Genomic DNA, 22563 nt, shown 5'->3' on the forward strand with positions numbered 1-22563 from the left:
CGGCGAAGCAGGCGACACTGCCCTGCTACCTGCACTGGCAAGGCTGCGCCTTGCATCGCCGGCAAGGCCGGCTCCTACAGGGGGCCCGTCTTGCCGGCGTTTTTTATGGGACTTTCATGACCACACCCAACAAACCCACCCTGCACCCGCGCAACCGCCACCAGGGTCGCTACGACTTCCCGCAACTGATCAAGAGCAGCCCGGAGCTGGGCCGCTTCATGATCACCAACCCCCACGGCAAGCCGAGCATCGATTTCGCCGACCCCGAGGCAGTGCGCGTGTTCAACCGCGCCCTGCTCAAGGCCCAGTACGGCATCCAGCACTGGGACATCCCGGCCGACTACCTGTGCCCGCCCATACCCGGCCGCGCCGACTACCTGCATGGCCTGGCCGACCTGCTGGCCACCGACAACGGTGGCGAGATTCCGCGGGGTGCGATGATCCAGGCACTGGATGTGGGGGTCGGGGCCAACTGCATCTATCCGCTGCTGGGTCACGTCGACTACCGCTGGCGCTTCCTGGGCTCGGACATCGACCCGGTGGCCCTGGGCGCCGCCAAGGCCATCGTGCAGGCCAACGGGCTGGGCAAGGTCATCAGCCTGCGCCAGCAGGGCAATGCGCGGCAGATCCTCGCCGGCCTGCTCAAGAGCGACGAACGCTTCGACGTCACCCTGTGCAACCCGCCCTTCCACGCCTCGCGTGACGAAGCCACCCGTGGCAGCCAGCGCAAATGGCGGGCGCTGGGCAAGGCCGACCCCAAGCGCAAGCTGCCGGTACTGAACTTTGGGGGGCAGAACAACGAGCTGTGGTGCGAGGGCGGTGAAATCCGCTTTGTCAGCCAGCTGGTGAATGAAAGCGTGGCCCTGGGCCAACAGGTGCTGTGGTTTAGCAGCCTGGTGTCGAAGGCATCGAACCTGCCGGGTATCGAGGCGGCCCTGAACAAGGCCGGCGCAGTAGAGCACCGCGTGCTGGAGATGGGCCAGGGGCAGAAACAGAGCCGCCTGGTGGCCTGGACCTTCCAGACACCTCAGGCGCGCGCAGCGTGGCGCCAGCTGCGCTGGACGAAACCCGCCCCCTAGGGGCATGCGCAGCACCCACAAAAAAACCGCGCCTGGCTCGCACCGGACGCGGTTTTCAGAAGCTGTTTACAATTACTTGTTTACAGCGTCGGTCAGCACTTTGGCTGGAACGAACTTGACGACTTTCTTGGCAGCGATTTCGATGGCAGCGCCAGTCGAAGGGTTACGACCGGTACGGGCAGGACGCTCGGTGATCTTCAGCTTGCCGATACCCGGCAGGGTGATTTCGCTGCCATTTTCCAGTTGATCAGCAACGATCTGGCCCAGTTGCTCCAGAGCGTTACGCGCGGTGGTTTTCGGCGCGTCGATAGCTTCGGCGATATCGGCGATCAGTTGGTCTTTGGTCAATGCCATGGTGGTGTTCCTTCCCTATCAAATTCAGTTGGTTTGCAGAGTGCAGCGTCAGCCATCGGCCCAGACCCGCGAGTCTTCGGCGGTCCGGGGTATATCCATTGCCAATCGCGTATGTAGATACACAAAAATGCGTTTGGTTCGACGTGACATCAGCGGTCTGCCAGCAATGCGCCACACGCGGTGCGCAAGACCGGGCAAAACTACCACACGAAGCGATAAATATCCGCCTCCCACAGGCCAAATGTTCTGGTTTTTCGGGGGTTTGCAGCAAATTTCGCAAAAAATCGCACAAAAAATGAACAACCCTTGCGTCGACACACATCCATACCCTGCTCAAGCCCCCGGCTGGGTTACACTTGGCCGCTTTGCAGCGCCGTATGTCGCGCCCTATTTTCAGCCGAGAATCCCATGCCGATCCGTCATTGCATCGTCCACCTGATCGACAAGAAACCCGATGGCAGCCCTGCCGTGCTGCACGCACGCGACTCGGAACTGGCCGAGTCGACCGCCATCGAGAACCTGCTGGCCGACCTCAACGACAGCTACAACGCCAAACAGGGCAAAGCCTGGGGCCTGTTCCACGCCGAGTCCGGCGCCCATCCGTTCAGCGGCTGGTTGAAGGAATACCTGGATGAAGGCAAGACCTTCACCGCCTTCAGCCGCGTGGCCGTCGAGCACCTGCAGAAACTGATGGAAGAGTCGAACCTGTCCACCGGTGGCCACGTACTGTTCGCCCACTACCAGCAAGGCATGACCGACTACCTGGCCATCGCCCTGCTGCACCACAGCGAAGGTGTGGCGGTGAACGCCGACCTGGACGTGACCCCCTCGCGCCACCTGGACCTGGGCCAGCTGCACCTGGCTGCTCGCATCAACATCTCCGAGTGGCAGAACAACAAGCAGTCCAAGCAGTACATCTCGTTCATCAAGGGCAAGAACGGCAAGAAGGTCTCGGAGTACTTCCGCGACTTCATCGGCTGCCAGGAAGGCGTCGACGGCCCGGGAGAGACCCGCACCCTGCTCAAGGCCTTCAGCGACTTCGTCGAGAGCGAGGACCTGCCCGAGGAAGCCGCCCGCGAAAAGACCCAGACCCTGGTCGAGTACGCCACCAGCCAGACCAAGGCAGGCGAGCCAGTGACCCTGAGCGAGCTGTCGGAACTGATCGACGAGGACCGCCCACGGGCCTTCTATGACCATATCCGCAACAAGGACTACGGCCTGTCGCCGGAGATCCCGGCCGACAAGCGCACCCTGAACCAGTTCCGCCGCTTCACCGGCCGCGCCGAGGGCCTGTCGATCAGCTTCGAGGCACACCTGCTGGGCTCGAAGATCGAGTACGACGAAGAGGCCGGCACCCTGATCATCAAGGGCCTGCCCACCCAGCTCACCGATCAGCTCAAGCGTCGCAAGGACTGAGCCCCGTCCAGGAGGCCACCAGTGCCTCCTTGGCCGACTTGCGCAGCTTCTTCACCAGGCGTTCCTGGCGCAGCGCCTCGGCCTTGTCCGGCCAGGCTTCCACATACACCAGCGCCACTGCCGGGCTGGTGCTGAAGTAACGCGCACCGCGGCCGCTCTGATGCGCATTGAAACGGCGCTCGGGGTTGTCACTGATGCCGCAGTACAACGAACCGTTGGCGGTGCGTACCAGATAGACATACCAGGGTTTGCGAGAGGTGGGGGTTTCGGTCACGGGCATCTGCGTACAGGGGTGAAGGCGACAGCTTACCCCGTCAACGCCCGGCCTGAAATGCGCGCAGGCCTTTTGCCGCCTGTTGGCGAATCTTGCCCTGTACCAGCGGTGTCCAGCCCAGCAGCAGGCCCTTGGTACCCAGCGCCTGGCGGGCCCAGCGCCACAGGTCGAAATGATCGTGATGCTCGACGATCAACCCGTCGCGGATCACGAAACGTGCCTGGATGTCGTTGACCACTACGCGACCGGTCTGGCTGAACAGGTAGGTGGCCACCCAGTGCGCAGTGGCGCTGCGCTCGTCGGCGCGCACGCTGTCGAAGGTCAGGGAGAAATCCTTGGCGCGACTGGCGAGCATGCGCCACATGTCGGCGGCGTCCTTGCCACGCAGGGTACCGAAGGCCGGGTCGCTGAACACCACCTCGGGGCTGTAGCAGGCGACCATGGCCTCGGCGTCGAGGCGCTGGAAGGCCTGGTAGAAACGTGTGATCAGCGCGATGTTGGCGTCGCTCATGGGCGCGGTCCATTACAGGGGAACGGACGTGAACGATAGGCCGAGTGATGGCTGAAAGCTACGGGTATATACGGTGCGAATGATGTGCCCCATCGCGGGTCAGGCCCGCTCCCACAGGTGCAGTGCAGACCCGCAATGGCAGCCACGCGAAGTCAGACCCGTTCGCTGACCACACCCACCTGCAACGCCCGCCCCGCCTTGAGCCCGAAACCGATCGCACCCACGCCCAGCACCGCGAAGATCCAGCCCACTGCGTCCCAGCCACCGGTCACGTCATGCACCAGGCCCACCGCGAACGGCCCCATCGAGGCCAGGGTATAGCCGATGCCCTGGGCCATGCTCGACAGGTTGGCAGCCACATGCGAGTCCTTCGACCGCAACACGATCAGGGTCAGCGCCAGGGCAAAGGTGCCGCCCTGCCCGATACCCAGTACCACCGCCCAGCCCCACAGCCCGCCTAACGGGGCATACAGGCAGCCGAACAGGCCGGCCAGGGTCAGCAGCATCACCAGCACGATGGCCAGGCGCTGGTCCTTGCCACGGGTGGCCAGCCACGGCGCGGTCAGGGCACTGGCCAGTTGCACGATCACCGAACCGGACAGCACCAGCCCGGCCTCGGTCGGGCTCAGGCCACGGCCGATCAGAATCGAGGGCAGCCAGCCGAACACGATGTACGCCAGCGACGACTGCAGGCCCATGTACAGGGTCACCTGCCAGGCCAGCGGATCGCGCAGCAGCCCCCTCACCCGATAAGCCACCGCATGCTTGCCATGCCCGTGGCGCGCCTGGGGCAGCCAGAACAGCGCCGCCACCACCGCCGGAATCAGCCAGACACCCAGGCCCAGCGCCCAGCTGTCGTCGAAGTGCTGGCTCAACGGCACGGTGGCGCCGGCCGCCAGGGCCGCGCCCAGGCACAGGGCCATGGTGTACACGCCGGTCAGGGCGCCGGCATGCTTGGGGAAGTCGCGCTTGACGATGCCCGGCAGCAGCACGCCAATCACGCCGATGCTGGCCCCGGCCAGGATGCTGCCGGCAAACAGCCCCACACTGCCCAGCGAGCTGCGCAGCAAGATGCCGCACGCCAGCGTGAGCAGAATGCCCAGCACCACCCGCTCGCTGCCGAAGCGACGCGCCAGGATCGGTGCCAGCGGCGCGAACAGGCCCAGGCACAGTACCGGCAGCGTGGTCAGCAGGCCGGCCTGCGAAGCACTCAGCCCCAGGCTGTCGGACACCTGCCCGAGCAACGGCGCCATGCTCGACAGCGCCGGGCGCAGGTTCAGTGCCACCAGTACCAGCCCCAGCAGCAACAGCCACGGGCGCTGCAGCACGGCGGGCGGTTGCAGCTGGGCGTCGTCGGCTTCGGCGTCGATCAGGAGTTCTTCGAGCGGCGGGTTGGGTTTGGGCATGGCTGTCTCTGCGTCAGGCTTCATTGATAAGGGTTCTGCTCAGGGCCTTGGCCCGTTCCGGGTCGCGTTGCTCGACCGCCTGCAGGATGTCGCGGTGCAGGTCGAACACGCCCTGGCAACGCGATTCGCGCATGTTGTGGTGCACGGCGCACGCCACCACGGCGGAGAAGTAGCGGTACAGCTCGCTCAATGCCGGGTTGTGTGCGGCGTCCACCAGGCGCTGGTGAAACACCAGGTCGCAGGCCACGTAGCTGTCGAGGTCGTCGTGAAAGTGCTCGGCGCTGTGCTGCAGGGCTTCATGCAGCCCCTTGAGGTCGTCGTCGGTGCGGCGCAGCGCCGCCAGCCCGATGGCCTCGGCTTCGAGGATGTGCCGGGTTTCGCGGGCCTGCTCGAGGCTGCAACGCGACAGCACCTGCACGGTGGCCAGCGGGTCGACATTGGCGCGCAGGTAGGTACCGTCGCCCTGGCGCACTTCGACCAGGCCGCTGAAGGCGAGCACGCGCATCGCTTCACGCACGGTATTGCGACTGATGCCCAGTTCCAGGGCCAGTTCGGGCTCGGTGGGCAGGCGCTGGCCGACGGCCCAGGCGCCATCGGCGACGCGCTGGCGCAGTTGTTCGACGGCCTGCTCGACAAGGGAGCGTTTGATGAGTTGAGTCATTGACGTGCTTACATCCAATCATCGGACGAATCTGAGGAGCGGAGAATAGCCTGTCGGGCCACGTCGATGCAATCGGCAGCTAGGCCGGCTCCCGCAGGAGCCCGCCTAGCTGGCGAAAGACAAGGCGCGATCAGTTCAAGGCGTCGAGCAGCGCCTGGTTCTGCTCGGGCGTACCGATGCTGATACGCAGGAACTGCGCGATGCGCTGCTGCTTGAAGTGGCGCACGATCACGCCCTGCTCGCGCAACTTGGCCGCCAGCGCAGCGGCATCCTGCTCGGGGTGACGGGCAAAGATGAAGTTGGCCGCCGACGGCAGCACCTGGAAACCGCGGTCGGTCAACTGCGCCACCAACTGCTCCCGGCTGTCGATCACCTGACGGCAGGTCTGTTCGAAATACGCCTGGTCCTCGAACGCCGCCGCCGCGCCGACGATGGCCAGGCGATCCAGCGGATAGGAGTTGAAGCTGTTCTTGATGCGCTCCAGCGCCTCGATCAGGTCCGGGTGGCCGACCGCCAGCCCGACCCGCAGGCCGGCCAGGGAACGCGACTTGGACAAGGTCTGGGTCACCAGCAGGTTCGGGTAGCGGTCCACCAGGCTGATGGCGGTCTGGCCGCCGAAGTCGATGTAGGCTTCGTCGACCACCACCACCGAATCAGGGTTGGCCTGCAGCATCTGCTCGACTGCCTCCAGCGCCAGCAGGCAGCCAGTGGGTGCGTTCGGGTTGGGGAAGATGATGCCGCCGTTGGCGCGCTGGTAATCCTCGACACGAATCTGGAACTGCTCGTCCAGCGCTACCGCCTCATACGGGATGCCGTACAGGCCGCAGTACACCGGGTAGAAGCTGTAGCTGATGTCGGGGAACAGCAGCGGCGCATCGTGCTGGAACAGGCCGTGGAAAATGTGCGCGAGCACTTCGTCCGAACCGTTGCCCAGGAACACCTGGCTGGCCTGCACGCCGTAGTAGCTGGCCACCGCCTGCTTGAGCCGGTCGCCATTGGGGTCCGGGTACAGGCGCAGGTTGTCGTTGAGCTCGCCGCGCATGGCCTCCAGCGCCTTTGGCGAAGGGCCATAGGGGTTTTCGTTGGTGTTGAGCTTGACCAGCTTGCTCAGCTTGGGCTGCTCGCCCGGCACGTAAGGCACCAGGTCCTTGACGAAGGGGCTCCAGAATTTGCTCATGCTCAGTTGCCCTCTTTATCGACAGGGGTGTGATCGCCAAGGATGCGGTATTCGGCGCTGCGTGCGTGCGCGCTCAGGGATTCGCCACGGGCCAGCACCGACGCGGTGCGACCCAGGTCCGAAGCGCCCTGCTCGGAACAGAAGATGATCGAGGAACGCTTCTGGAAGTCGTACACCCCCAGCGGCGAGGAGAACCGTGCGGTGCCGGAGGTAGGCAGCACGTGGTTGGGGCCAGCGCAGTAGTCGCCCAGCGCTTCGCTGGTGTGGCGGCCCATGAAGATAGCACCGGCATGGCGGATCTGCGGCAACCAGGCCTGCGGGTCGGCCACCGACAACTCCAGGTGCTCGGGGGCGATGCGGTTGGCCACCTCGATGGCCTGCTGCATGTCGCGCACGTGGATCAGTGCGCCACGGCCATTGATGGAGGTCTGGATGATCTCGGCGCGGTCCATGCCCGGCAGCAGCTTGTCGATGCTTGCGGCCACGCGGTCGAGGAACTCGGCATCGGGGCTGACCAGAATCGCCTGGGCGTCTTCGTCATGCTCGGCCTGGGAGAACAGGTCCATGGCGATCCAGTCCGGGTCGGTCTGGCCGTCGCACACCACAAGGATCTCCGACGGGCCGGCAATCATGTCGATGCCCACCTGGCCAAACACATGGCGCTTGGCGGTGGCCACGTAGATGTTGCCCGGGCCGACCACCTTGTCTACCTGCGGCACGCTCTCGGTGCCGTAGGCCAGTGCGGCAACCGCCTGGGCGCCACCGATGGTGAACACCCGGTCGACCCCGGCGATGCACGCCGCAGCCAGCACCAGCTCGTTGATTTCACCACGCGGGGTGGGTACCACCATGACCACTTCGGACACCCCGGCAACCTTGGCCGGAATCGCGTTCATCAGTACCGACGAAGGGTACGACGCCTTGCCACCCGGTACGTACAGCCCGGCGCGGTCCAGCGGCGTGACCTTCTGGCCCAGCACGGTGCCGTCGGCCTCGGTGTAGGTCCAGGAGTCCTGCTTCTGCCTTTCGTGGTAGCTGCGCACCCGGCGGGCGGCGGTTTCCAGCGCCTCGCGCTGCGCCGGGGTGATGCGACTCAGGGCCAGCTCCAGGCGCTCGCGCCCCAGGATCAGGTCATCGATGGAGGTGGCCTGGACGCCGTCGAAACGCTGGGTGAATTCCACCAGCGCCGCGTCGCCGCGCTCGCGCACGGCCTTGATGATGTCCAGCACCCGCTGGTTGACCGCATCGTCAGACACGCTTTCCCAGCTCAGCAGATGATCCAGATGTCGGGCGAAATCCGGGTCAGCAGCGTTGAGTCGGCGAATTGCAGTGGACGTGGTCATGGCTAAGGCCTCGGTAAATGGCGGATGCTCAGGCGCCCTAAGCTACCAGTCCATCCGCGCGGGCACCCGAGAAAATTGGCTATGACGCGGATAGACGGGCGCGACAGCGAAGGTCGCGCGCAGGGGTCAGCCGCGGTGTCGCGATTCCACGGCCAGACGCAAGGCGTCGATCAGGCTCTGGATGCGTGCGTGCTGCATCTTCATCGAGGCCTTGTTGACCACCAGCCGGGAGCTGATGGTGGCGATCAGTTCCTGGGGTTCCAGGCCGTTGGCACGCAGGGTGTTGCCGGTGTCGACCACGTCGATGATCTTGTCGGCCAGGTTGATCAGCGGTGCCAGCTCCATCGAGCCGTACAGCTTGATGATGTCGACCTGACGGCCCTGCTCGGCGTAGTAGCGCTTGGCGACGTTGACGAACTTGGTGGCCACGCGCAGGCGCCCCTTGGGTTCGGCAGCGCCGATGGCACCGGCGGTCATCAGCTTGCATTGGGCAATCTGCAGGTCCAGCGGCTCGTACAGGCCCTGGCCGCCGTACTCCATCAGCACGTCCTTGCCGGCCACGCCCAGGTCGGCGGCGCCATGCTCGACGTAGGTCGGCACGTCGGTGGCACGCACGATCAGCAGGCGCACATCGTCCTGGGTGGTCGGGATGATCAGCTTGCGGCTTTTGTCCGGATTCTCGGTAGGCACGATGCCCGCCTCTGCCAGCAATGGCAGGGTGTCGTCGAGAATGCGGCCCTTGGACAGCGCGATGGTCAACATGGGAAACGTCAATCCTTAAGCGGCTTTAGCCGCCGGACCCGTGCAGGCGCCCGACGGCAATCGATTCGTGTGGCGCGTCCCTGCGCCGAGTGCAGGGCTAGCCCGGTACGCGACGGATCTTCGCGCCCAGCATCTGCAGTTTCTCTTCGATGCACTCGTAGCCACGGTCTATGTGGTAGATGCGATCGATCAGGGTGTCGCCCTCGGCGACCAGCGCCGAAATGACCAGGCTGGCCGAAGCCCGCAGGTCGGTGGCCATGACCGGAGCACCCTTGAGGGTCTTGGTGCCGGTGACGATGGCAGTGTTGCCTTCGACCTGGATCTGCGCGCCCATGCGGTGCATCTCGTACACGTGCATGAAGCGGTTTTCGAAGATCGTCTCGATCACCGCGCCGGTGCCTTCGGCAATGGCGTTGAGGGAGATGAACTGCGCCTGCATGTCGGTAGGGAACGCCGGGTACGGGGCGGTGCGCAGGTTCACGGCTTTCGGCCGCTTGCCGTGCATGTCCAGCTCGATCCAGTCTTCACCGGTGGTGATTTCGGCACCGGCTTCCTTGAGCTTCTCCAGTACCGCCTCAAGGATGGTCGGATCGGTGTCCTTGACCTTGACGCGACCGCCGGTCACGGCAGCGGCCACCAGGTAGGTACCGGTCTCGATACGGTCGGGCATCACGCGGTATACCGCCGAACCCAGGCGCTCGACGCCGTCGATGGTGATGGTGTCGGTACCGGCACCCTGCACCTTGGCGCCCATGGCGTTGAGGAAGTTGGCCAGGTCGACCACTTCCGGCTCGCGCGCGGCGTTCTGCAGCACGCTGCGGCCCTTGGCCAGGGCAGCGGCCATCATGATGTTCTCGGTACCGGTCACGCTGACGGTGTCGAAGAAGAAGTGCGCACCGCGCAGGCCGCCTTCAGGCGCCTTGGCCTTGATGTAGCCGCCTTCGACTTCGATCTTCGCGCCCATCGCCTCGAGGCCGCGGATGTGCAGGTCGACCGGACGCGAGCCAATGGCGCAACCGCCAGGCAGGGCCACTTCGGCCTCGCCGAAACGGGCGACCATCGGGCCCAGCACCAGGATCGAGGCGCGCATGGTCTTCACCAGCTCATACGGCGCGACCAGGGTCTTGATGGTGCGTGGGTCGATCTCCACCGCGAGCTTCTCGTCGATCACAGGCTCGATGCCCATGCGACCGAACAGCTCGATCATGGTGGTGATGTCGTGCAGGTGCGGCAGGTTGCCGACGGTGACCGGGCCGTCGCACAGCAGGGTGGCCGCCAGAATCGGCAGCGCTGCGTTCTTTGCGCCGGAAATGCGGATTTCGCCATCGAGACGAACGCCGCCAGTGATAATCAGTTTGTCCATTGGAATCTCGCCGCCAAGTTGGCTCAGGTGCGCTCAGCCCAGGCTGCGCTGCTGAAAAATTTCATGGTTACCGCATGGATGCTGCCATCGGTGATCCACGGGTTCAGGTGAGCATAGATCTGCTGCTGACGCTTGACCGGGCTCAGGGCCGCCAATTCGTCACTGATTACGTTCAGCTGGAAGTTGCAGCCTTCGCCTTCAACTTCGACCCGGGTTCCCGGCAACTTTTCTTCAAGGAAGTTCTTAACTTCTACGGCCTGCATGCTCAACCTCAATCGGCGCCCTGTGCGCGCGGGTCGGCCATCATACAAAAAAGCCCCTCGCCTGCGAACCCCGTAAACGAGGACTCTGACAGAGGGGCCCGTCGCGCACCCGTATTTATTGACCGGCCAGCAGCTCGCCGAGCCCGTACACCTGAGCGATTTCGTGCATGCCATGGGGCATGCCACGCACCTCGATGGTCTTGCCCGCCGCCTGCCCGTCACGGGTGAAGGCCAGCAGCAGGGACAGACCCACGCTGCTGGAAAGCTCCACCGCCGAACAGTCCAGCACCAGCGAAGGTTCGCGACTGGCAGCAATCAGGGCCCTGCCCTGCTTGCGCAGCACCGGGCCGGTGCGGTAATCCAGTACACCGGACAGGCTCAGCACGCCGGGTGCGGCAAGGGTGACTGCCGCACTCATTGGGCCTGCTTCTCGGCCGCTTGCTCGGTGGTTTCCTTGGCCTTGGCCACTTCGCCGGCCCAGCCGTCGATGGTCTTGTCCAGGTCGTTGCCGTTGCGCTGCATGGCGTCGGCGAACTGGTCACGGAACAGCTTGCCGATGTTGATGCCGTTGACGATGACGTTACGCACCTTCCACTCGCCATTGAGCTTGGTCAGGGTGTAGGAAACCGGGTAGACGGCGCCGTTGTTGCCCTTGACCGTCATGTCGACGCTGGCACGGTCGTCGCCGTCCTTCTTCTCGGCGCCCACGGTGATGCCCTGGTTGTTGTATTCCAGCAGGGCGTTGCCATAGAACTGCATCAGGCTGCGCTTGAAGTTTTCCTGGAAGCGCTGCATCTGGGCCGGGGTAGCCTTGCGCGAGTACTTGACCGTCATGATGCTGCGGGAGATGCCATCGGCATCCACCACCGGTCCCAGGTTGGCGTTGAGCGCATCGTAGAACGCGCTGGGGTTGGCCTTGTACTGCTCCTTGTTCGCCTTGAGGTCGGACAGCAGTTGCGTGGTGGTGGTCTGGATCACTTCTTTGGGCGATTGCGTGGCCGCAACGGCCATCAACGGCAGGCTCGCCAGCAATACCAACAGGCCGCGTCGCAGGATGGAAATCATGGAAACTCCTTATTTAGCTTCTTTGCCAACGGTATTGAGCAAAAACTTGCCAATCAGATCTTCCAGTACCAGCGCCGACTGGGTGTCATGGATGGTTCCACCTTCCTTGAGCACCGCTTCCTCACCGCCCACGCTGATGCCGATGTACTTCTCGCCGAGCAACCCGGCGGTCAGGATCGAGGCGGTGGAATCGGTCGGCAGGTTGTCGACGCGTTTTTCCAGCTGCAACGTCACCCGACCGGTATAGGTATCGCGGTCCAGATCGATGGCCGTGACCTTGCCGATGGTTACACCGGCCATGGTCACTTTAGCTCTGACAGTCAAACCGGCGATATTGTCGAAGTAGGCGTAAAGTTTATAGGTATCGCTGCTCGGGCTGGCGGACAGGCCGCTGACGCGCAGGGCCAGCAGAAGCAGTGCCAGGATCCCGGCCAGGAGGAACAGGCCGACACCGATTTCCAGGGTGCGGTTTTGCATCAGAAATCTCCAAACATCAAGGCGGTCAGAATAAAGTCCAGACCCAGGACTGCCAGCGAGGCATAGACCACGGTCTTGGTAGTGGCACGGCTGATCCCCTCTGAAGTGGGCTCACAGTCATAGCCTTGGAATACGGCAATCCAGGTGACGACGAAGGCAAACACGAGGCTCTTGAGCACCCCGTTGAGTACATCGTCGACGAACGAAACGCTGTTCTGCATGTTCGACCAGAAGGAACCTTCATAGACTCCCAGCCAGTCCACCGCCACCCAGGACCCGCCCCAGATGCCGACCACGCTGAAGATCATCGCCAGCAGCGGCAGCGAGATGAAGCCGGCCCACAGGCGCGGTGCAACGATGTACTTGAGCGGGTCGACGCCGATCATCTCCAGGCTCGACAGCTGCTCGGTGGATTTCATGTTGCCGATTTCGGCCGTCAGCGCCGACCCGGCCCGCCCGGCGAACAGCAGCGCGGTCACCACCGGGCCCAGTTCACGCAGCAGGGTCAGGGCAACCATCTGCCCCACCGCCTGTTCCGAACCGTACTTGGTGAGGATGCTGAAGCCCTGCAGGGCCAGCACCATGCCGATGAACACGCCGGACACGACGATGATGGCCAGCGACATCACGCCGACCGAGTACAGCTGCTTGACCAGCAACTGGAACCCGCCGCCAATCCCGCCGCGCCCCACCAGGGCATGCAGCAGGAACAGGCAGGAGCGCCCCAGCACGGCCACCACGTCGATCGCGGAGCGACCAAACAGACGAATACGTTCGAGCAATGACTTTCTGCGCATCAACGCTTCCCCAACAGATCGGCGCGGTAATCAGGCGCAGGAAAATGAAAGGGCACCGGGCCATCCGGATCGCCTTTCATGAATTGGCGGATACGCGGGTTGTCCGACTCCATCAGCTCCTGCGGCGTACCCTGACCCAGTACCTGGCCGTCCCCCACCACATACAGGTAGTCGGCAATGCTCGCGGTTTCTGCAAGATCGTGCGAAACCACGATGCTGGTGATGCCCAGCGCATCGTTGAGCAGGCGGATCAGGCGTACCAGCACGCCCATGGCGATCGGGTCCTGGCCGACGAAAGGTTCGTCGTACATGAGGATCTGCGGGTCCAGGGCAATCGCCCGGGCCAGCGCCACACGGCGCTTCATGCCGCCGGACAGTTCGTCGGGCATCAGTTCGATGGCACCGCGCAAGCCCACGGCCTGCAGCTTCATCAGCACGATGTCGCGGATCATTTCCTCGGGCAGCTGGGTATGCACCCGCAGCGGGAAGGCGACGTTCTCGAACACGTCGAGGTCGGTGAACAGTGCACCGCTCTGGAACAGCACGCCCATGTGCTTGCGCGCGTCGAACAGGTCGCTGCGCGACAGGGTCGGCAGGTTTTGCCCGGCCACCCACACCTCGCCGCTGGCAGGGCGCAGTTGCGCGCCCATCAGACGCAGCAGCGTGGTCTTGCCGCACCCGGAAGGCCCCATGATGCCGGTAACCTTGCCGCGGGGAATGCGTATGTCGACATTATTGAAGATGCTGCGCGCGCCGCGCTTGAAGGTCACGCCCTTCAATTCGACCGCGTAGGCGTTATCAACGCTCATCTAAACTCCTTGCGATGCAGCCTTTTCACTCAGACGCCAACCTCCTTCATGGAGGCACGCACGCTCCGAGCGGGCCGAACAGGCGGCGAACTATAGCACCGCTGATAGAGCCACCCCAAGGCCATCACCGAGGCTGTTCAGCTCAAGTTAAGGCTCACTTAAGGTTTCTGGCAGAGCATCCTTGCAATCACAGGTGAGGCTTTGGCGCATTACCGCTATAATCCCCGCCTTTTCATCAGGCAATCCGATCTACGACATGAGCCAATCCACCGACCTGATCCAATCCGCACAGCGCACCATCCGTCTCGAGATCGAAGCGGTAGAGGGCCTGCTGGCCCATATCGACGCCGATTTCGTCAAGGCCTGCGAGCTGATCCTGGCCAGCAAGGGCCGGGTCGTGGTGGTGGGCATGGGCAAATCCGGGCACATCGGCAACAAGATTGCCGCCACCCTGGCCAGCACCGGCACCACGTCGTTCTTCGTTCACCCCGCCGAGGCCAGCCACGGCGACATGGGCATGATCACCCGGGACGACATCATCCTGGCACTGTCCAACTCGGGCACCACCAACGAAATCGTGACCCTGCTGCCGCTGATCAAGCGCCTGGGCATCAAGCTCATCAGCCTCACCGGCAACCCCGACTCGCCGCTGGCCAAGGCCGCCGAGGTCAACCTGGATGCCCGCGTGGGTCAGGAGGCCTGCCCGCTGAACCTGGCCCCGACGTCCTCCACCACCGCCGCGCTGGTACTCGGCGACGCCCTGGCCATCGCCCTGCTCGAGGCACGCGGCTTCACTGCCGAAGACTTCGCCTTCTCGCACCCGGGCGGTGCCTTGGGCCGACGCCTGCTGCTCAAGGTCGAGAACGTGATGCACGGCGGTGACGAGTTGCCCCAGGTTCAGCGCGGCACGCTGCTCAAGGACGCCCTGCTTGAAATGTCTCGCAAAGGTTTGGGCATGACCGTGGTGCGCGAAAGCGACGGCCGCCTGGCCGGGGTGTTCACCGACGGCGACCTGCGCCGCAGCCTGGATCGCAACATCGACGTGCACACCACGCTGATCGACGAAGTGATGACCGTACACGGCAAGACCGCCCGCGCCGAGATGCTCGCGGCCGAGGCCCTGAAGATCATGGAAGACCACAAGATCAGCGCGCTGGTGGTGGTGGACACGCTCGACCAGCCGGTCGGCGCCCTGAACATGCACGACCTGCTGCGCGCCGGAGTGATGTAAATGAACGACGATCTGCTGCAACGCGGCAAGGCCATCAAGCTGGCGGTATTCGATGTGGACGGCGTGCTGACCGACGGTCGCCTGTACTTTCTCGAGGACGGCAGCGAATTCAAGACCTTCAACACCCTCGACGGCCAGGGCATCAAGATGCTCATGAACTCGGGCGTGACCACCGCGATCATCAGCGGGCGCAAGACGCCGGTGGTCGAACGTCGTGCGAAGAACCTCGGCATCCCGCACCTGTACCAGGGCCGGGAAGATAAACTGGTGGTGCTCGACGACCTTCTTGGTCAACTGGGCCTAAGCTATGAACAGGTTGCCTACCTGGGCGACGACCTGCCAGACCTGCCGGTGATTCGCCGGGTCGGCCTGGGCATGGCCGTAGCCAGTGCCGCTCCGTTCGTGCGCCAGCACGCCCATGGCGTGACCCTTGCGCGCGGAGGCGAAGGCGCAGCCCGCGAGTTCTGCGAACTGATCCTGCAAGCCCAGGGCAACCTGGACGCGGCGAATGCCAACTACCTGTAGAGCGATCCATGTTCAGTAAAAAGATCCGCAATATCGCGCTGTTCAGTGTGATCGCTGCCTTGTTTGCAGCGGTCGGCTACTGGAACATCAGCCCCGAGACGTTCCTCGACGAGCCCGCAGCGCAGGTCGACGAAAGCGCCATCGACTACTACGCCATCAATGCCCACAGCGTGCAGTTTCTGCCCGATGGCAAGCTGCAGTACGAGATGACCGCCGACAAGGTCGAACACCTCAAGGCCAGCGAAGTGACGCTGCTGACCACGCCGGACCTCAACATGTACCGCGGTACCGCCTACCCGTGGCACGTGCAGAGCACCCGCGGCGAGGTCAACCCGGACGGCACCGAAGTGGAACTGATCGACAACGTGCGGGTTGCCCGCACCGACGACCAGAACCGCGAAACCATCATTACCACCACCCGCATGACAGTCTTCCCGCAGAAGCAATATGCGCAGACCGAGCAAGCCGTTAGAATCGACGGCGCCGGTGGCACAACTACGGGCAAGGGAATGAAAGCGTATCTGAAAGACGGCAGGATGAACCTGCTGTCCAACGTAAGAGGACAGTATGAGGCTCGTTAAAACCCTCCCCTTTTTGCTCAGCCTGAGCGCAGCACTGGGAAGCGCGAGCGCCTGGGCCCTGCCGAACGACCGTGATCAGCCTATCCGTATCCAGGCTGACCAGGCTCAACTGGATGACAAGAAAGGCGTTGCCACCTATACCGGTGACGTGATCATCACCCAGGGCTCGATGATGATCAAAGGCAACACCGTGACCATCACCCGCACTGCCTCCGGCGATATCGACGTCGTGACCTCGGTGGGCAACCTGGCCTACTTCGAGCAGCAGCAGAGCGCAGCCAAGCCGGACAAGATGCAGGGCTACGGCAAGACCATTCAGTACAATGCGCCACAGAACCGCATCGTGCTGATCGACCGCGCCAAGGTCATCAATGAAGGCAACACCACCGAAGGCGAGAAAATCGTCTACGACACGGTGAAGCAGATCGCTACCGCTGGTCGCGGTGGCAAAGTCACCGAGTCGCGTCCGCGCATCGACATGGTGATCCAGCCGAAGAAGAAGGCCGAGTAGATGGCAACCCTCAAAGCCCAGCACCTGGCCAAGGCCTACAAAAGCCGGCAAGTCGTGCGTGATGTCAGCCTGTCCATCGACAGCGGCCAGATCGTCGGCCTGCTCGGCCCCAACGGCGCCGGCAAGACCACCTGCTTCTACATGATCGTCGGCCTGGTACAGGCCGACCAGGGCCGCGTGCTGATCGACGACCTGGACGTCAGCCACCAGCCCATGCATGGTCGCGCACGTGCCGGCATCGGCTACCTGCCGCAGGAAGCCTCGATCTTTCGCAAGCTGTCGGTGGCCGACAACATCATGGCGATCCTCGAGACCCGCAAGGAGCTCGACCGCGATGGTCGCCGCAAGGAGCTTGAAAGCCTGCTGCAGGAATTTCACATCAGCCACATCCGCGACAACCTGGGCATGAGCCTGTCCGGTGGTGAGCGGCGCAGGGTGGAGATTGCCCGGGCACTGGCCACCGCGCCCAAGTTCATCCTGCTCGACGAACCTTTCGCCGGTGTCGACCCGATCTCCGTGGGCGACATCAAGCAGATCATCCACCACCTCAAGGCCAAGGGCATCGGCGTGCTGATCACCGACCACAACGTCCGTGAAACCCTGGATATCTGCGAAACCGCCTACATCGTCAACGATGGCCAGTTGATCGCCGAAGGCGATGCACAGACCATCCTGGCCAACGACCTGGTGAAAGAGGTGTACCTCGGCCACGAGTTCCGCCTGTAAGCTGCGGCACATGGCTGAACATGGCGCTGCCTGGGCGCTGGCAAATGGCTCCACCCGGGGTTAATTGTTCCAGCGCTCTAGGCAAACGCTTTGATTTCAGGCATATAATTTGCTTAAAGTTGGCGCCTCTCGCGCCCTTGTAGTAGATGGCGCCTGTGCGCCGGCGAATAAGGTGTTAAGCCCCAGCCATGAAACCATCGCTCGTCCTAAGAATGGGCCAGCAACTGACGATGACTCCTCAGTTGCAACAGGCTATCCGACTGCTCCAGCTCTCCACCCTGGACCTGCAACAGGAAATCCAGGAGGCGCTGGAGTCCAACCCGATGCTCGAACGCCAGGAAGAAGGCGAGGATTTCGACAACAGCGACCCGATGGCCGACAACGCCGAGACCAAGCCGGTTGCCGAACCTCAGGAGAGCAGCTTCCAGGAGTCCGCCCCCACGGTGGACAACCTCGAAGAAGGCGAATGGAACGAGCGCATCCCCAACGAACTGCCGGTCGACACGGCCTGGGAAGACATCTACCAGACCAGCGCCAGCAGCCTGCCCAGCAATGACGATGACGAGTGGGACTTCACCACCCGCACCTCTGCCGGCGAGAGCCTGCAGAGCCACCTGCTGTGGCAGCTCAACCTGGCACCGATGTCCGACACCGACCGGCTGATTGCCGTGACGCTGATCGACTGCATCAACAACCAGGGGTATCTCGAAGAAACCCTCGAAGAGGTGTGCGAGTCGTTCGACCCGGAACTGGACATCGAACTCGACGAAGTCGAGGCCGTGCTGCACCGCATCCAGCAGTTCGAGCCCGCCGGCATCGGTGCCCGCAACCTCAGCGAATGCCTGCTGCTGCAACTGCGCCAGCTGCCGCCGCGTACGCCGTGGATGGCCGAGGCGCAGCGCCTGGTCAGCGACTACATCGACCTGCTCGGCAGCCGCGACTACAGCCAGCTGATGCGTCGCATGAAGCTCAAGGAAGACGAACTGCGCCAGGTCATCGAACTGGTACAGAGCCTCAACCCGCGCCCCGGCTCGCAGATCGAGTCCAGCGAAGCCGAATACGTGGTGCCCGATGTCATCGTGCGCAAGGATTCCGACCGCTGGCTGGTCGAGCTGAACCAGGAAGCCGTGCCGCGCCTGCGGGTCAACCCGCAATACGCCGGTTTCGTGCGTCGCGCCGACACCAGCGCCGACAACACCTTCATGCGCAACCAGTTGCAGGAGGCGCGCTGGTTCATCAAGAGCCTGCAGAGCCGCAACGAGACGCTGATGAAGGTGGCCACGCAGATCGTCGAGCACCAGCGCGGCTTTCTCGACCACGGCGACGAGGCGATGAAACCGCTGGTACTGCACGATATCGCCGAGGCGGTGGGCATGCACGAGTCGACCATTTCGCGGGTGACCACGCAGAAATACATGCACACCCCGCGCGGCATCTACGAACTGAAATACTTTTTCTCGAGCCACGTGAGCACCTCCGAGGGCGGCGAATGCTCGTCCACGGCGATCCGCGCGATCATCAAGAAACTGGTCGCGGCTGAAAATCAGAAAAAGCCATTGAGTGACAGCAAGATCGCTGGTTTACTGGAGGCACAAGGCATCCAGGTAGCCCGTCGCACCGTCGCCAAGTACCGCGAGTCCCTTGGCATTGCACCGTCGAGCGAACGCAAGCGATTGATGTGACATCCCCTGAGATGTGCCACCGCAATTCAGTGGCAGGCGCAACACCTGCCTCTTATGCACCGGCAACAAAAGGAGAAGCTGTATGCAAGTCAATATCAGTGGACAGCATGTAGAAGTCACTCCGCCACTGCGCGAGTATGTCGAGCAGAAGCTGAAACGACTGGAGGGTCACTTCGACAAGATCACCAACGTGACGGTGATCATGAAGGTCGAAAAGCTTCAGCAGAAAATTGAGGCTACCTTGCAGATCCCGGGCGGCGAAGTGGTTGCCAACGCCGAACATCAAGACATGTATGCAGCGATCGACGCCCTTACCGACAAGCTCGACCGTCAACTGAAAAAACACAAGGAAAAACAGCAAAGCCTCCTGCAAGGTGCAGCGGCCCGCTGATCCCCCCCACCCATGATCCGACTAGAAGATATCCTGACCCCCGGCCGTTCCCTCGTGAACGTGCCGGGCGGCAGTAAAAAGCGTGCGCTCGAACAGATTGCCAATCTGATCGGCAAGGAAGTACCCGAGCTGGACACCCAAACCGTGTTCGAGAGCCTGATCGCCCGTGAAAAACTGGGCTCGACCGGCTTCGGCAATGGTATCGCCATCCCGCACTGCCGCTTGAAAGGTTGTGAAAAACCGGTAAGCGCCCTGCTGCACCTGGACGCTCCCATCGACTTCGACGCCATCGATGGCGCTCCCGTCGACCTGCTGTTTCTGCTGCTGGTCCCGGAAGCCGCCACCGATGCGCACCTTGAGCTGCTTCGCCAGATCGCCAGCATGCTCGACCGCAAGGACGTGCGCGACAAACTGCGCGCGGCCACCGATAGCCAATCCCTGTACCAGGTCGTACTGGACGTGCAAAACGGGCACCGAACATGCGCTTGATCATCGTCAGCGGTCGCTCCGGCTCCGGCAAGAGCACCGCGCTCGCGGTACTTGAGGACAACGGCTACTACTGCATCGACAACCTGCCTGCCGGGCTGTTGCCGCAACTGGCCGAAAACGCACTGATCAATACCGAGCTGCTGCAGCCGCTGGTGGCCGTTTCCATCGACGCGCGCAACCTGCCCAGCCACCTGAGCCGCTTCCCCGAGCTGCTGGAGGATGCCCGCAGCAAGCACATCCATTGCGATGTGGTGTACCTGGACGCCGACGAGGAAACCCTGCTCAAGCGCTTCTCGGAGACGCGCCGACGCCACCCGCTGACCAACACGCAACGCTCCCTGGCCGAAGCCATCCGGGTAGAGAGCGACCTGCTGGGGCCGATCGCCGACCTGGCCGACCTCAAGATCGACACCACCAACCTCAACCTGTACCAGCTGCGCGACTCGATCAAGCTGCGCCTGCTCAACCAGCCCGAGCCGGGCACGGCGTTTCTGGTGGAGTCGTTCGGCTTCAAGCGTGGCATGCCGGTCGACGCCGACCTGGTGTTCGATGTGCGCTGCCTACCCAACCCCTATTGGAAGCCCGAGCTGCGGGATCATTCGGGGTTGGAGCAACCGGTCATCGACTACCTGGCCGCGCAACCGGACGTCGAGGAGATGTTCCAGGACATTTCGTCGTACCTGCTCAAGTGGCTGCCACGGTTCGCCGCCAGCAACCGGGCCTATGTCACCATCGCCATCGGCTGCACCGGCGGTCATCATCGCTCGGTGTACATCACCGAACGCCTGGGCCAGGTGCTGCAACAAACATTGAAGAACGTCCAGGTTCGCCACCGCGACCTCTAGCCCTCAGGATCCCGCCCGCGATGCCCGCAATTGAAATCGAGATTATCAACAAGCTGGGGCTGCACGCCCGGGCAGCGGCCAAGTTCGTTGGCGTGGCGGGCAAGTACCCGTGTTCGGTGCGTGTAGGCCGTACCCCGGAGTCGATGGTCGATGGCAAGAGCATCATGGCCGTGATGATGCTCGCCGCCGGCAAGGGCACGAGCATCCACCTCAAGACCGAAGGCGAACAGGAAGCCGAAGCGCTGCAAGGCCTGGTCGAACTGATCAACAACTATTTCGACGAAGGCGAGTAACCTCGCCTTCTCGCTTCAGGACAACGCGGTATCCATCACCATCATCAGGCAGAACCCGATGCACAGCCCCAGGCTGGCCAGGCGATGATTGCCGTTGCTGCGTGACTCGGGAATGATCTCCTGGGTCACCACCAGCAACATGGCCCCGGCAGCGAAAGCCAGGCCCAGCGGCAGCATCAGTTCGGCGACGCTCACCACCCACGCGCACAGTACCGCCGCCAGTGGCTCCACCAGCCCGGATGCCGCGCCGATCACAAACGCCTTGAAACGGCCCATCCCCGCTCCAGCCAGCACCAGCGCGATCACCAGCCCCTCTGGCACATCCTGCAGGGCGATACCCATGGCCAGGCTGTCGGCATCCGGCATGCCGCCACCGGCCGACACCCCGATGGCCATGCCTTCGGGGATGTTGTGGGCAATGATGGCAATCACGAACACCCAGATGCGCGCCGGAATCACCGGCCTGCCGGGCACGGCGACCAGGTCGTCCGGTGTTGCGCCCGAGACCCTGCGGTCCACCAGGTAGATGCAAAACGCACCGAACAGCAGGCCGAAGCTGATCAGGCCACCTGCCCCCCATTTGCCGAAGCCGACCGCCTGTGCGGCGTCCAGCCCCGGGATGATCAACGAGAACGCCGTGGCGGCCAGCATCACGCCTGCACCGAACCCCATCAGGGTATCGGCCACGGCCACCGGCATGCTGCGAATCACCAACACCGGCACTGCGCCCAGGGCAGTGCCCAGCGCACACATGGCCCCACCCTCAAGCGCACGCAACATCCGCGGTTCCAGGTCCAGCCAGGAGAAGCCCTGTACCAGCAGCAACGCCGTCCCCACCAACAGCAGCAGTGTGCCCAGCGCCAACCTGAACAGGCGCACACCGCCAATGGCCATCACCTCCGAGCGCATGCCGCTAGGACTCACACCAGGGCAGCAACATAGCGACGCTCTACTTCGGACCAGTTGATCACGTTGTAGAAGGCGCCGATGTATTCGGGGCGACGGTTCTGGTACAGCAGGTAGTAGGCATGCTCCCACACGTCCAGGCCAAGAATGGGCGTATTGCCATTCATCAGCGGGCTGTCCTGGTTGCCGCTGCTCTCTACCACCAGGGTTTTCTGCGGCGTTACGCTCAGCCACGCCCAGCCACTGCCGAAGCGGGTCAGCGCAGCCTTGGTGAACGCATCCTTGAATGCCTCGAAACCGCCCAGCTGGTCATCGATCGCCTCGCCCACCGCGCCGTGGGGCTGACCGCCGCCGCCGGGCGCCATCACCGTCCAGAACAGACTGTGGTTGGCGTGCCCGCCGCCCTGGTTGATCACTGCGGCCTGCAGATTCTGCGGCAGGCTCTTGACGCTGGCGACCAGTTGCTCGATCGGCCACTCGGCGTATTCGGTGCCCTCGATGGCGGCATTGAGGTTGTTGATGTAGGTCTGGTGGTGCTTGCTGTGGTGAATCTGCATGGTCTGGGTATCGATGTGCGGTTCCAGCGCATCGTAGGCGTATGGCAATGCAGGCAAGGTATGCGGCAT

29 protein-coding genes are annotated in these 22563 nt (G+C 63.3%); 12 read left to right on the forward strand and 17 right to left on the reverse strand.

From position 1 onward, the window contains the following. Positions 1-116 precede the first annotated feature (116 nt). Entirely contained in the window at positions 117-1079 is a 963-nt protein-coding gene (gene rlmF / locus CR917_RS02585) for a 23S rRNA (adenine(1618)-N(6))-methyltransferase RlmF (RefSeq protein ID WP_043862438.1), read from the forward strand. A gap of 72 nt (positions 1080-1151) precedes the next feature. Here the strand turns inward: rlmF and CR917_RS02590 are convergent, their stop codons facing one another. After that, the gene (locus tag CR917_RS02590) at positions 1152-1433 is read right to left on the reverse strand and encodes an HU family DNA-binding protein (protein ID WP_009398256.1); all 282 of its coding nucleotides are present in this window, start codon (positions 1431-1433) and stop codon (positions 1152-1154) included. A 408-nt stretch (positions 1434-1841) separates the two neighbouring features. Between CR917_RS02590 and yejK the strand changes: the two genes are divergently transcribed. Further along, on the forward strand, positions 1842-2849 hold the full coding sequence (yejK, locus tag CR917_RS02595; protein ID WP_043862439.1) for a nucleoid-associated protein YejK: 1008 nt from the start codon (positions 1842-1844) through the stop codon (positions 2847-2849). Here the strand turns inward: yejK and CR917_RS02600 are convergent. The 14 genes from CR917_RS02600 to CR917_RS02665 all read right to left on the reverse strand — a co-directional run bounded on the left by CR917_RS02600 (position 2830) and on the right by CR917_RS02665 (position 13757). After that, the gene (locus CR917_RS02600) at positions 2830-3123 is read right to left on the reverse strand and encodes a GIY-YIG nuclease family protein (RefSeq protein ID WP_229589547.1); all 294 of its coding nucleotides are present in this window, start codon (positions 3121-3123) and stop codon (positions 2830-2832) included. The genes yejK and CR917_RS02600 overlap by 20 nt on opposite strands. Positions 3124-3163: 40 nt before the next feature. Next, on the reverse strand, positions 3164-3634 hold the full coding sequence (locus tag CR917_RS02605; RefSeq protein ID WP_043862441.1) for a nuclear transport factor 2 family protein: 471 nt from the start codon (positions 3632-3634) through the stop codon (positions 3164-3166). 152 nt (positions 3635-3786) lie between these two features. After that, on the reverse strand, positions 3787-5064 hold the full coding sequence (locus CR917_RS02610) for an MFS transporter (RefSeq protein ID WP_100633030.1): 1278 nt from the start codon (positions 5062-5064) through the stop codon (positions 3787-3789). Continuing rightward, positions 5054-5701, reverse strand: a complete 648-nt coding sequence (locus tag CR917_RS02615; protein WP_043862443.1) for a FadR/GntR family transcriptional regulator — start codon at positions 5699-5701, stop codon at positions 5054-5056. Before CR917_RS02615 ends, CR917_RS02610 begins: the two co-directional genes overlap by 11 nt. A gap of 130 nt (positions 5702-5831) precedes the next feature. Further along, positions 5832-6878, reverse strand: a complete 1047-nt coding sequence (gene hisC / locus CR917_RS02620) for a histidinol-phosphate transaminase (RefSeq protein ID WP_043862444.1) — start codon at positions 6876-6878, stop codon at positions 5832-5834. 2 nt (positions 6879-6880) lie between these two features. Then, a complete protein-coding gene (gene hisD, locus CR917_RS02625) occupies positions 6881-8221 on the reverse strand; it encodes a histidinol dehydrogenase (RefSeq protein WP_043862445.1) in 1341 nt (446 codons plus the stop codon). 126 nt (positions 8222-8347) lie between these two features. Continuing rightward, the gene (gene hisG, locus CR917_RS02630) at positions 8348-8983 is read right to left on the reverse strand and encodes an ATP phosphoribosyltransferase (protein ID WP_043862446.1); all 636 of its coding nucleotides are present in this window, start codon (positions 8981-8983) and stop codon (positions 8348-8350) included. A 97-nt stretch (positions 8984-9080) separates the two neighbouring features. Next, a complete protein-coding gene (gene murA / locus CR917_RS02635; protein WP_043862447.1) occupies positions 9081-10346 on the reverse strand; it encodes a UDP-N-acetylglucosamine 1-carboxyvinyltransferase in 1266 nt (421 codons plus the stop codon). 23 nt (positions 10347-10369) lie between these two features. After that, positions 10370-10609, reverse strand: coding sequence for a BolA family protein (locus tag CR917_RS02640; protein WP_010223373.1), 240 nt, complete (start codon positions 10607-10609; stop codon positions 10370-10372). A gap of 115 nt (positions 10610-10724) precedes the next feature. Next, positions 10725-11027, reverse strand: a complete 303-nt coding sequence (locus tag CR917_RS02645) for a lipid asymmetry maintenance protein MlaB (RefSeq protein WP_054916378.1) — start codon at positions 11025-11027, stop codon at positions 10725-10727. After that, positions 11024-11674, reverse strand: coding sequence for a phospholipid-binding protein MlaC (locus CR917_RS02650; protein ID WP_043862449.1), 651 nt, complete (start codon positions 11672-11674; stop codon positions 11024-11026). Before CR917_RS02650 ends, CR917_RS02645 begins: the two co-directional genes overlap by 4 nt. Positions 11675-11683: 9 nt before the next feature. Further along, positions 11684-12151 (reverse strand): outer membrane lipid asymmetry maintenance protein MlaD, encoded by a 468-nt coding sequence (gene mlaD / locus CR917_RS02655; RefSeq protein WP_043862450.1) that lies wholly within the window; start codon positions 12149-12151, stop codon positions 11684-11686. Further along, positions 12151-12948: a lipid asymmetry maintenance ABC transporter permease subunit MlaE gene (gene mlaE / locus CR917_RS02660; protein ID WP_043862451.1), complete on the reverse strand. Its 798-nt coding sequence runs from the start codon at positions 12946-12948 to the stop codon at positions 12151-12153. Before mlaE ends, mlaD begins: the two co-directional genes overlap by 1 nt. Continuing rightward, entirely contained in the window at positions 12948-13757 is an 810-nt protein-coding gene (locus CR917_RS02665) for an ATP-binding cassette domain-containing protein (protein WP_043862452.1), read from the reverse strand. Before CR917_RS02665 ends, mlaE begins: the two co-directional genes overlap by 1 nt. A gap of 256 nt (positions 13758-14013) precedes the next feature. Between CR917_RS02665 and CR917_RS02670 the strand changes: the two genes are divergently transcribed. From CR917_RS02670 to CR917_RS02715, 10 genes are all read left to right on the forward strand, one after another. After that, the gene (locus CR917_RS02670) at positions 14014-14988 is read left to right on the forward strand and encodes a KpsF/GutQ family sugar-phosphate isomerase (RefSeq protein WP_043862453.1); all 975 of its coding nucleotides are present in this window, start codon (positions 14014-14016) and stop codon (positions 14986-14988) included. Beyond that, positions 14989-15513 carry an HAD family hydrolase gene (locus tag CR917_RS02675; protein WP_043862454.1) on the forward strand — a complete coding sequence of 175 codons (525 nt, stop codon included), beginning with the start codon at positions 14989-14991 and terminating at the stop codon, positions 15511-15513. 8 nt (positions 15514-15521) lie between these two features. Next, entirely contained in the window at positions 15522-16094 is a 573-nt protein-coding gene (gene lptC / locus CR917_RS02680) for an LPS export ABC transporter periplasmic protein LptC (protein ID WP_043862455.1), read from the forward strand. Continuing rightward, positions 16081-16605, forward strand: a complete 525-nt coding sequence (gene lptA, locus CR917_RS02685) for a lipopolysaccharide transport periplasmic protein LptA (RefSeq protein ID WP_054916380.1) — start codon at positions 16081-16083, stop codon at positions 16603-16605. The genes lptC and lptA overlap by 14 nt, the downstream gene beginning before the upstream one ends. Beyond that, positions 16606-17331, forward strand: a complete 726-nt coding sequence (gene lptB / locus CR917_RS02690) for an LPS export ABC transporter ATP-binding protein (protein WP_043862457.1) — start codon at positions 16606-16608, stop codon at positions 17329-17331. It begins immediately after the preceding gene. Between the two features lie 188 nt (positions 17332-17519). Then, positions 17520-19013 carry an RNA polymerase factor sigma-54 gene (locus CR917_RS02695; RefSeq protein WP_043862458.1) on the forward strand — a complete coding sequence of 498 codons (1494 nt, stop codon included), beginning with the start codon at positions 17520-17522 and terminating at the stop codon, positions 19011-19013. 82 nt (positions 19014-19095) lie between these two features. Further along, on the forward strand, positions 19096-19404 hold the full coding sequence (hpf, locus tag CR917_RS02700; protein WP_043862459.1) for a ribosome hibernation-promoting factor, HPF/YfiA family: 309 nt from the start codon (positions 19096-19098) through the stop codon (positions 19402-19404). Positions 19405-19416: 12 nt separating this feature from the next. Further along, a complete protein-coding gene (gene ptsN / locus CR917_RS02705; protein WP_104571862.1) occupies positions 19417-19893 on the forward strand; it encodes a PTS IIA-like nitrogen regulatory protein PtsN in 477 nt (158 codons plus the stop codon). Next, complete coding sequence (gene rapZ, locus CR917_RS02710) at positions 19884-20738, forward strand: RNase adapter RapZ (protein ID WP_043862461.1); 855 nt, start codon at positions 19884-19886, stop codon at positions 20736-20738. The genes ptsN and rapZ overlap by 10 nt, the downstream gene beginning before the upstream one ends. A 20-nt stretch (positions 20739-20758) precedes the next feature. Then, the gene (locus CR917_RS02715; RefSeq protein ID WP_043862462.1) at positions 20759-21031 is read left to right on the forward strand and encodes an HPr family phosphocarrier protein; all 273 of its coding nucleotides are present in this window, start codon (positions 20759-20761) and stop codon (positions 21029-21031) included. Positions 21032-21046: 15 nt separating this feature from the next. Here CR917_RS02715 and CR917_RS02720 read toward each other — a convergent pair whose 3' ends face one another. Both CR917_RS02720 and CR917_RS02725 read right to left on the reverse strand, forming a co-directional pair. After that, complete coding sequence (locus tag CR917_RS02720; RefSeq protein ID WP_104571863.1) at positions 21047-21940, reverse strand: ZIP family metal transporter; 894 nt, start codon at positions 21938-21940, stop codon at positions 21047-21049. Positions 21941-21951: 11 nt separating this feature from the next. Next, positions 21952-22563: a superoxide dismutase gene (locus CR917_RS02725; protein ID WP_043862464.1), complete on the reverse strand. Its 612-nt coding sequence runs from the start codon at positions 22561-22563 to the stop codon at positions 21952-21954.

Source organism: Pseudomonas sp. BRM28 (assembly GCF_002939405.1).
GTDB lineage: Bacteria > Pseudomonadota > Gammaproteobacteria > Pseudomonadales > Pseudomonadaceae > Aquipseudomonas > Aquipseudomonas palmensis.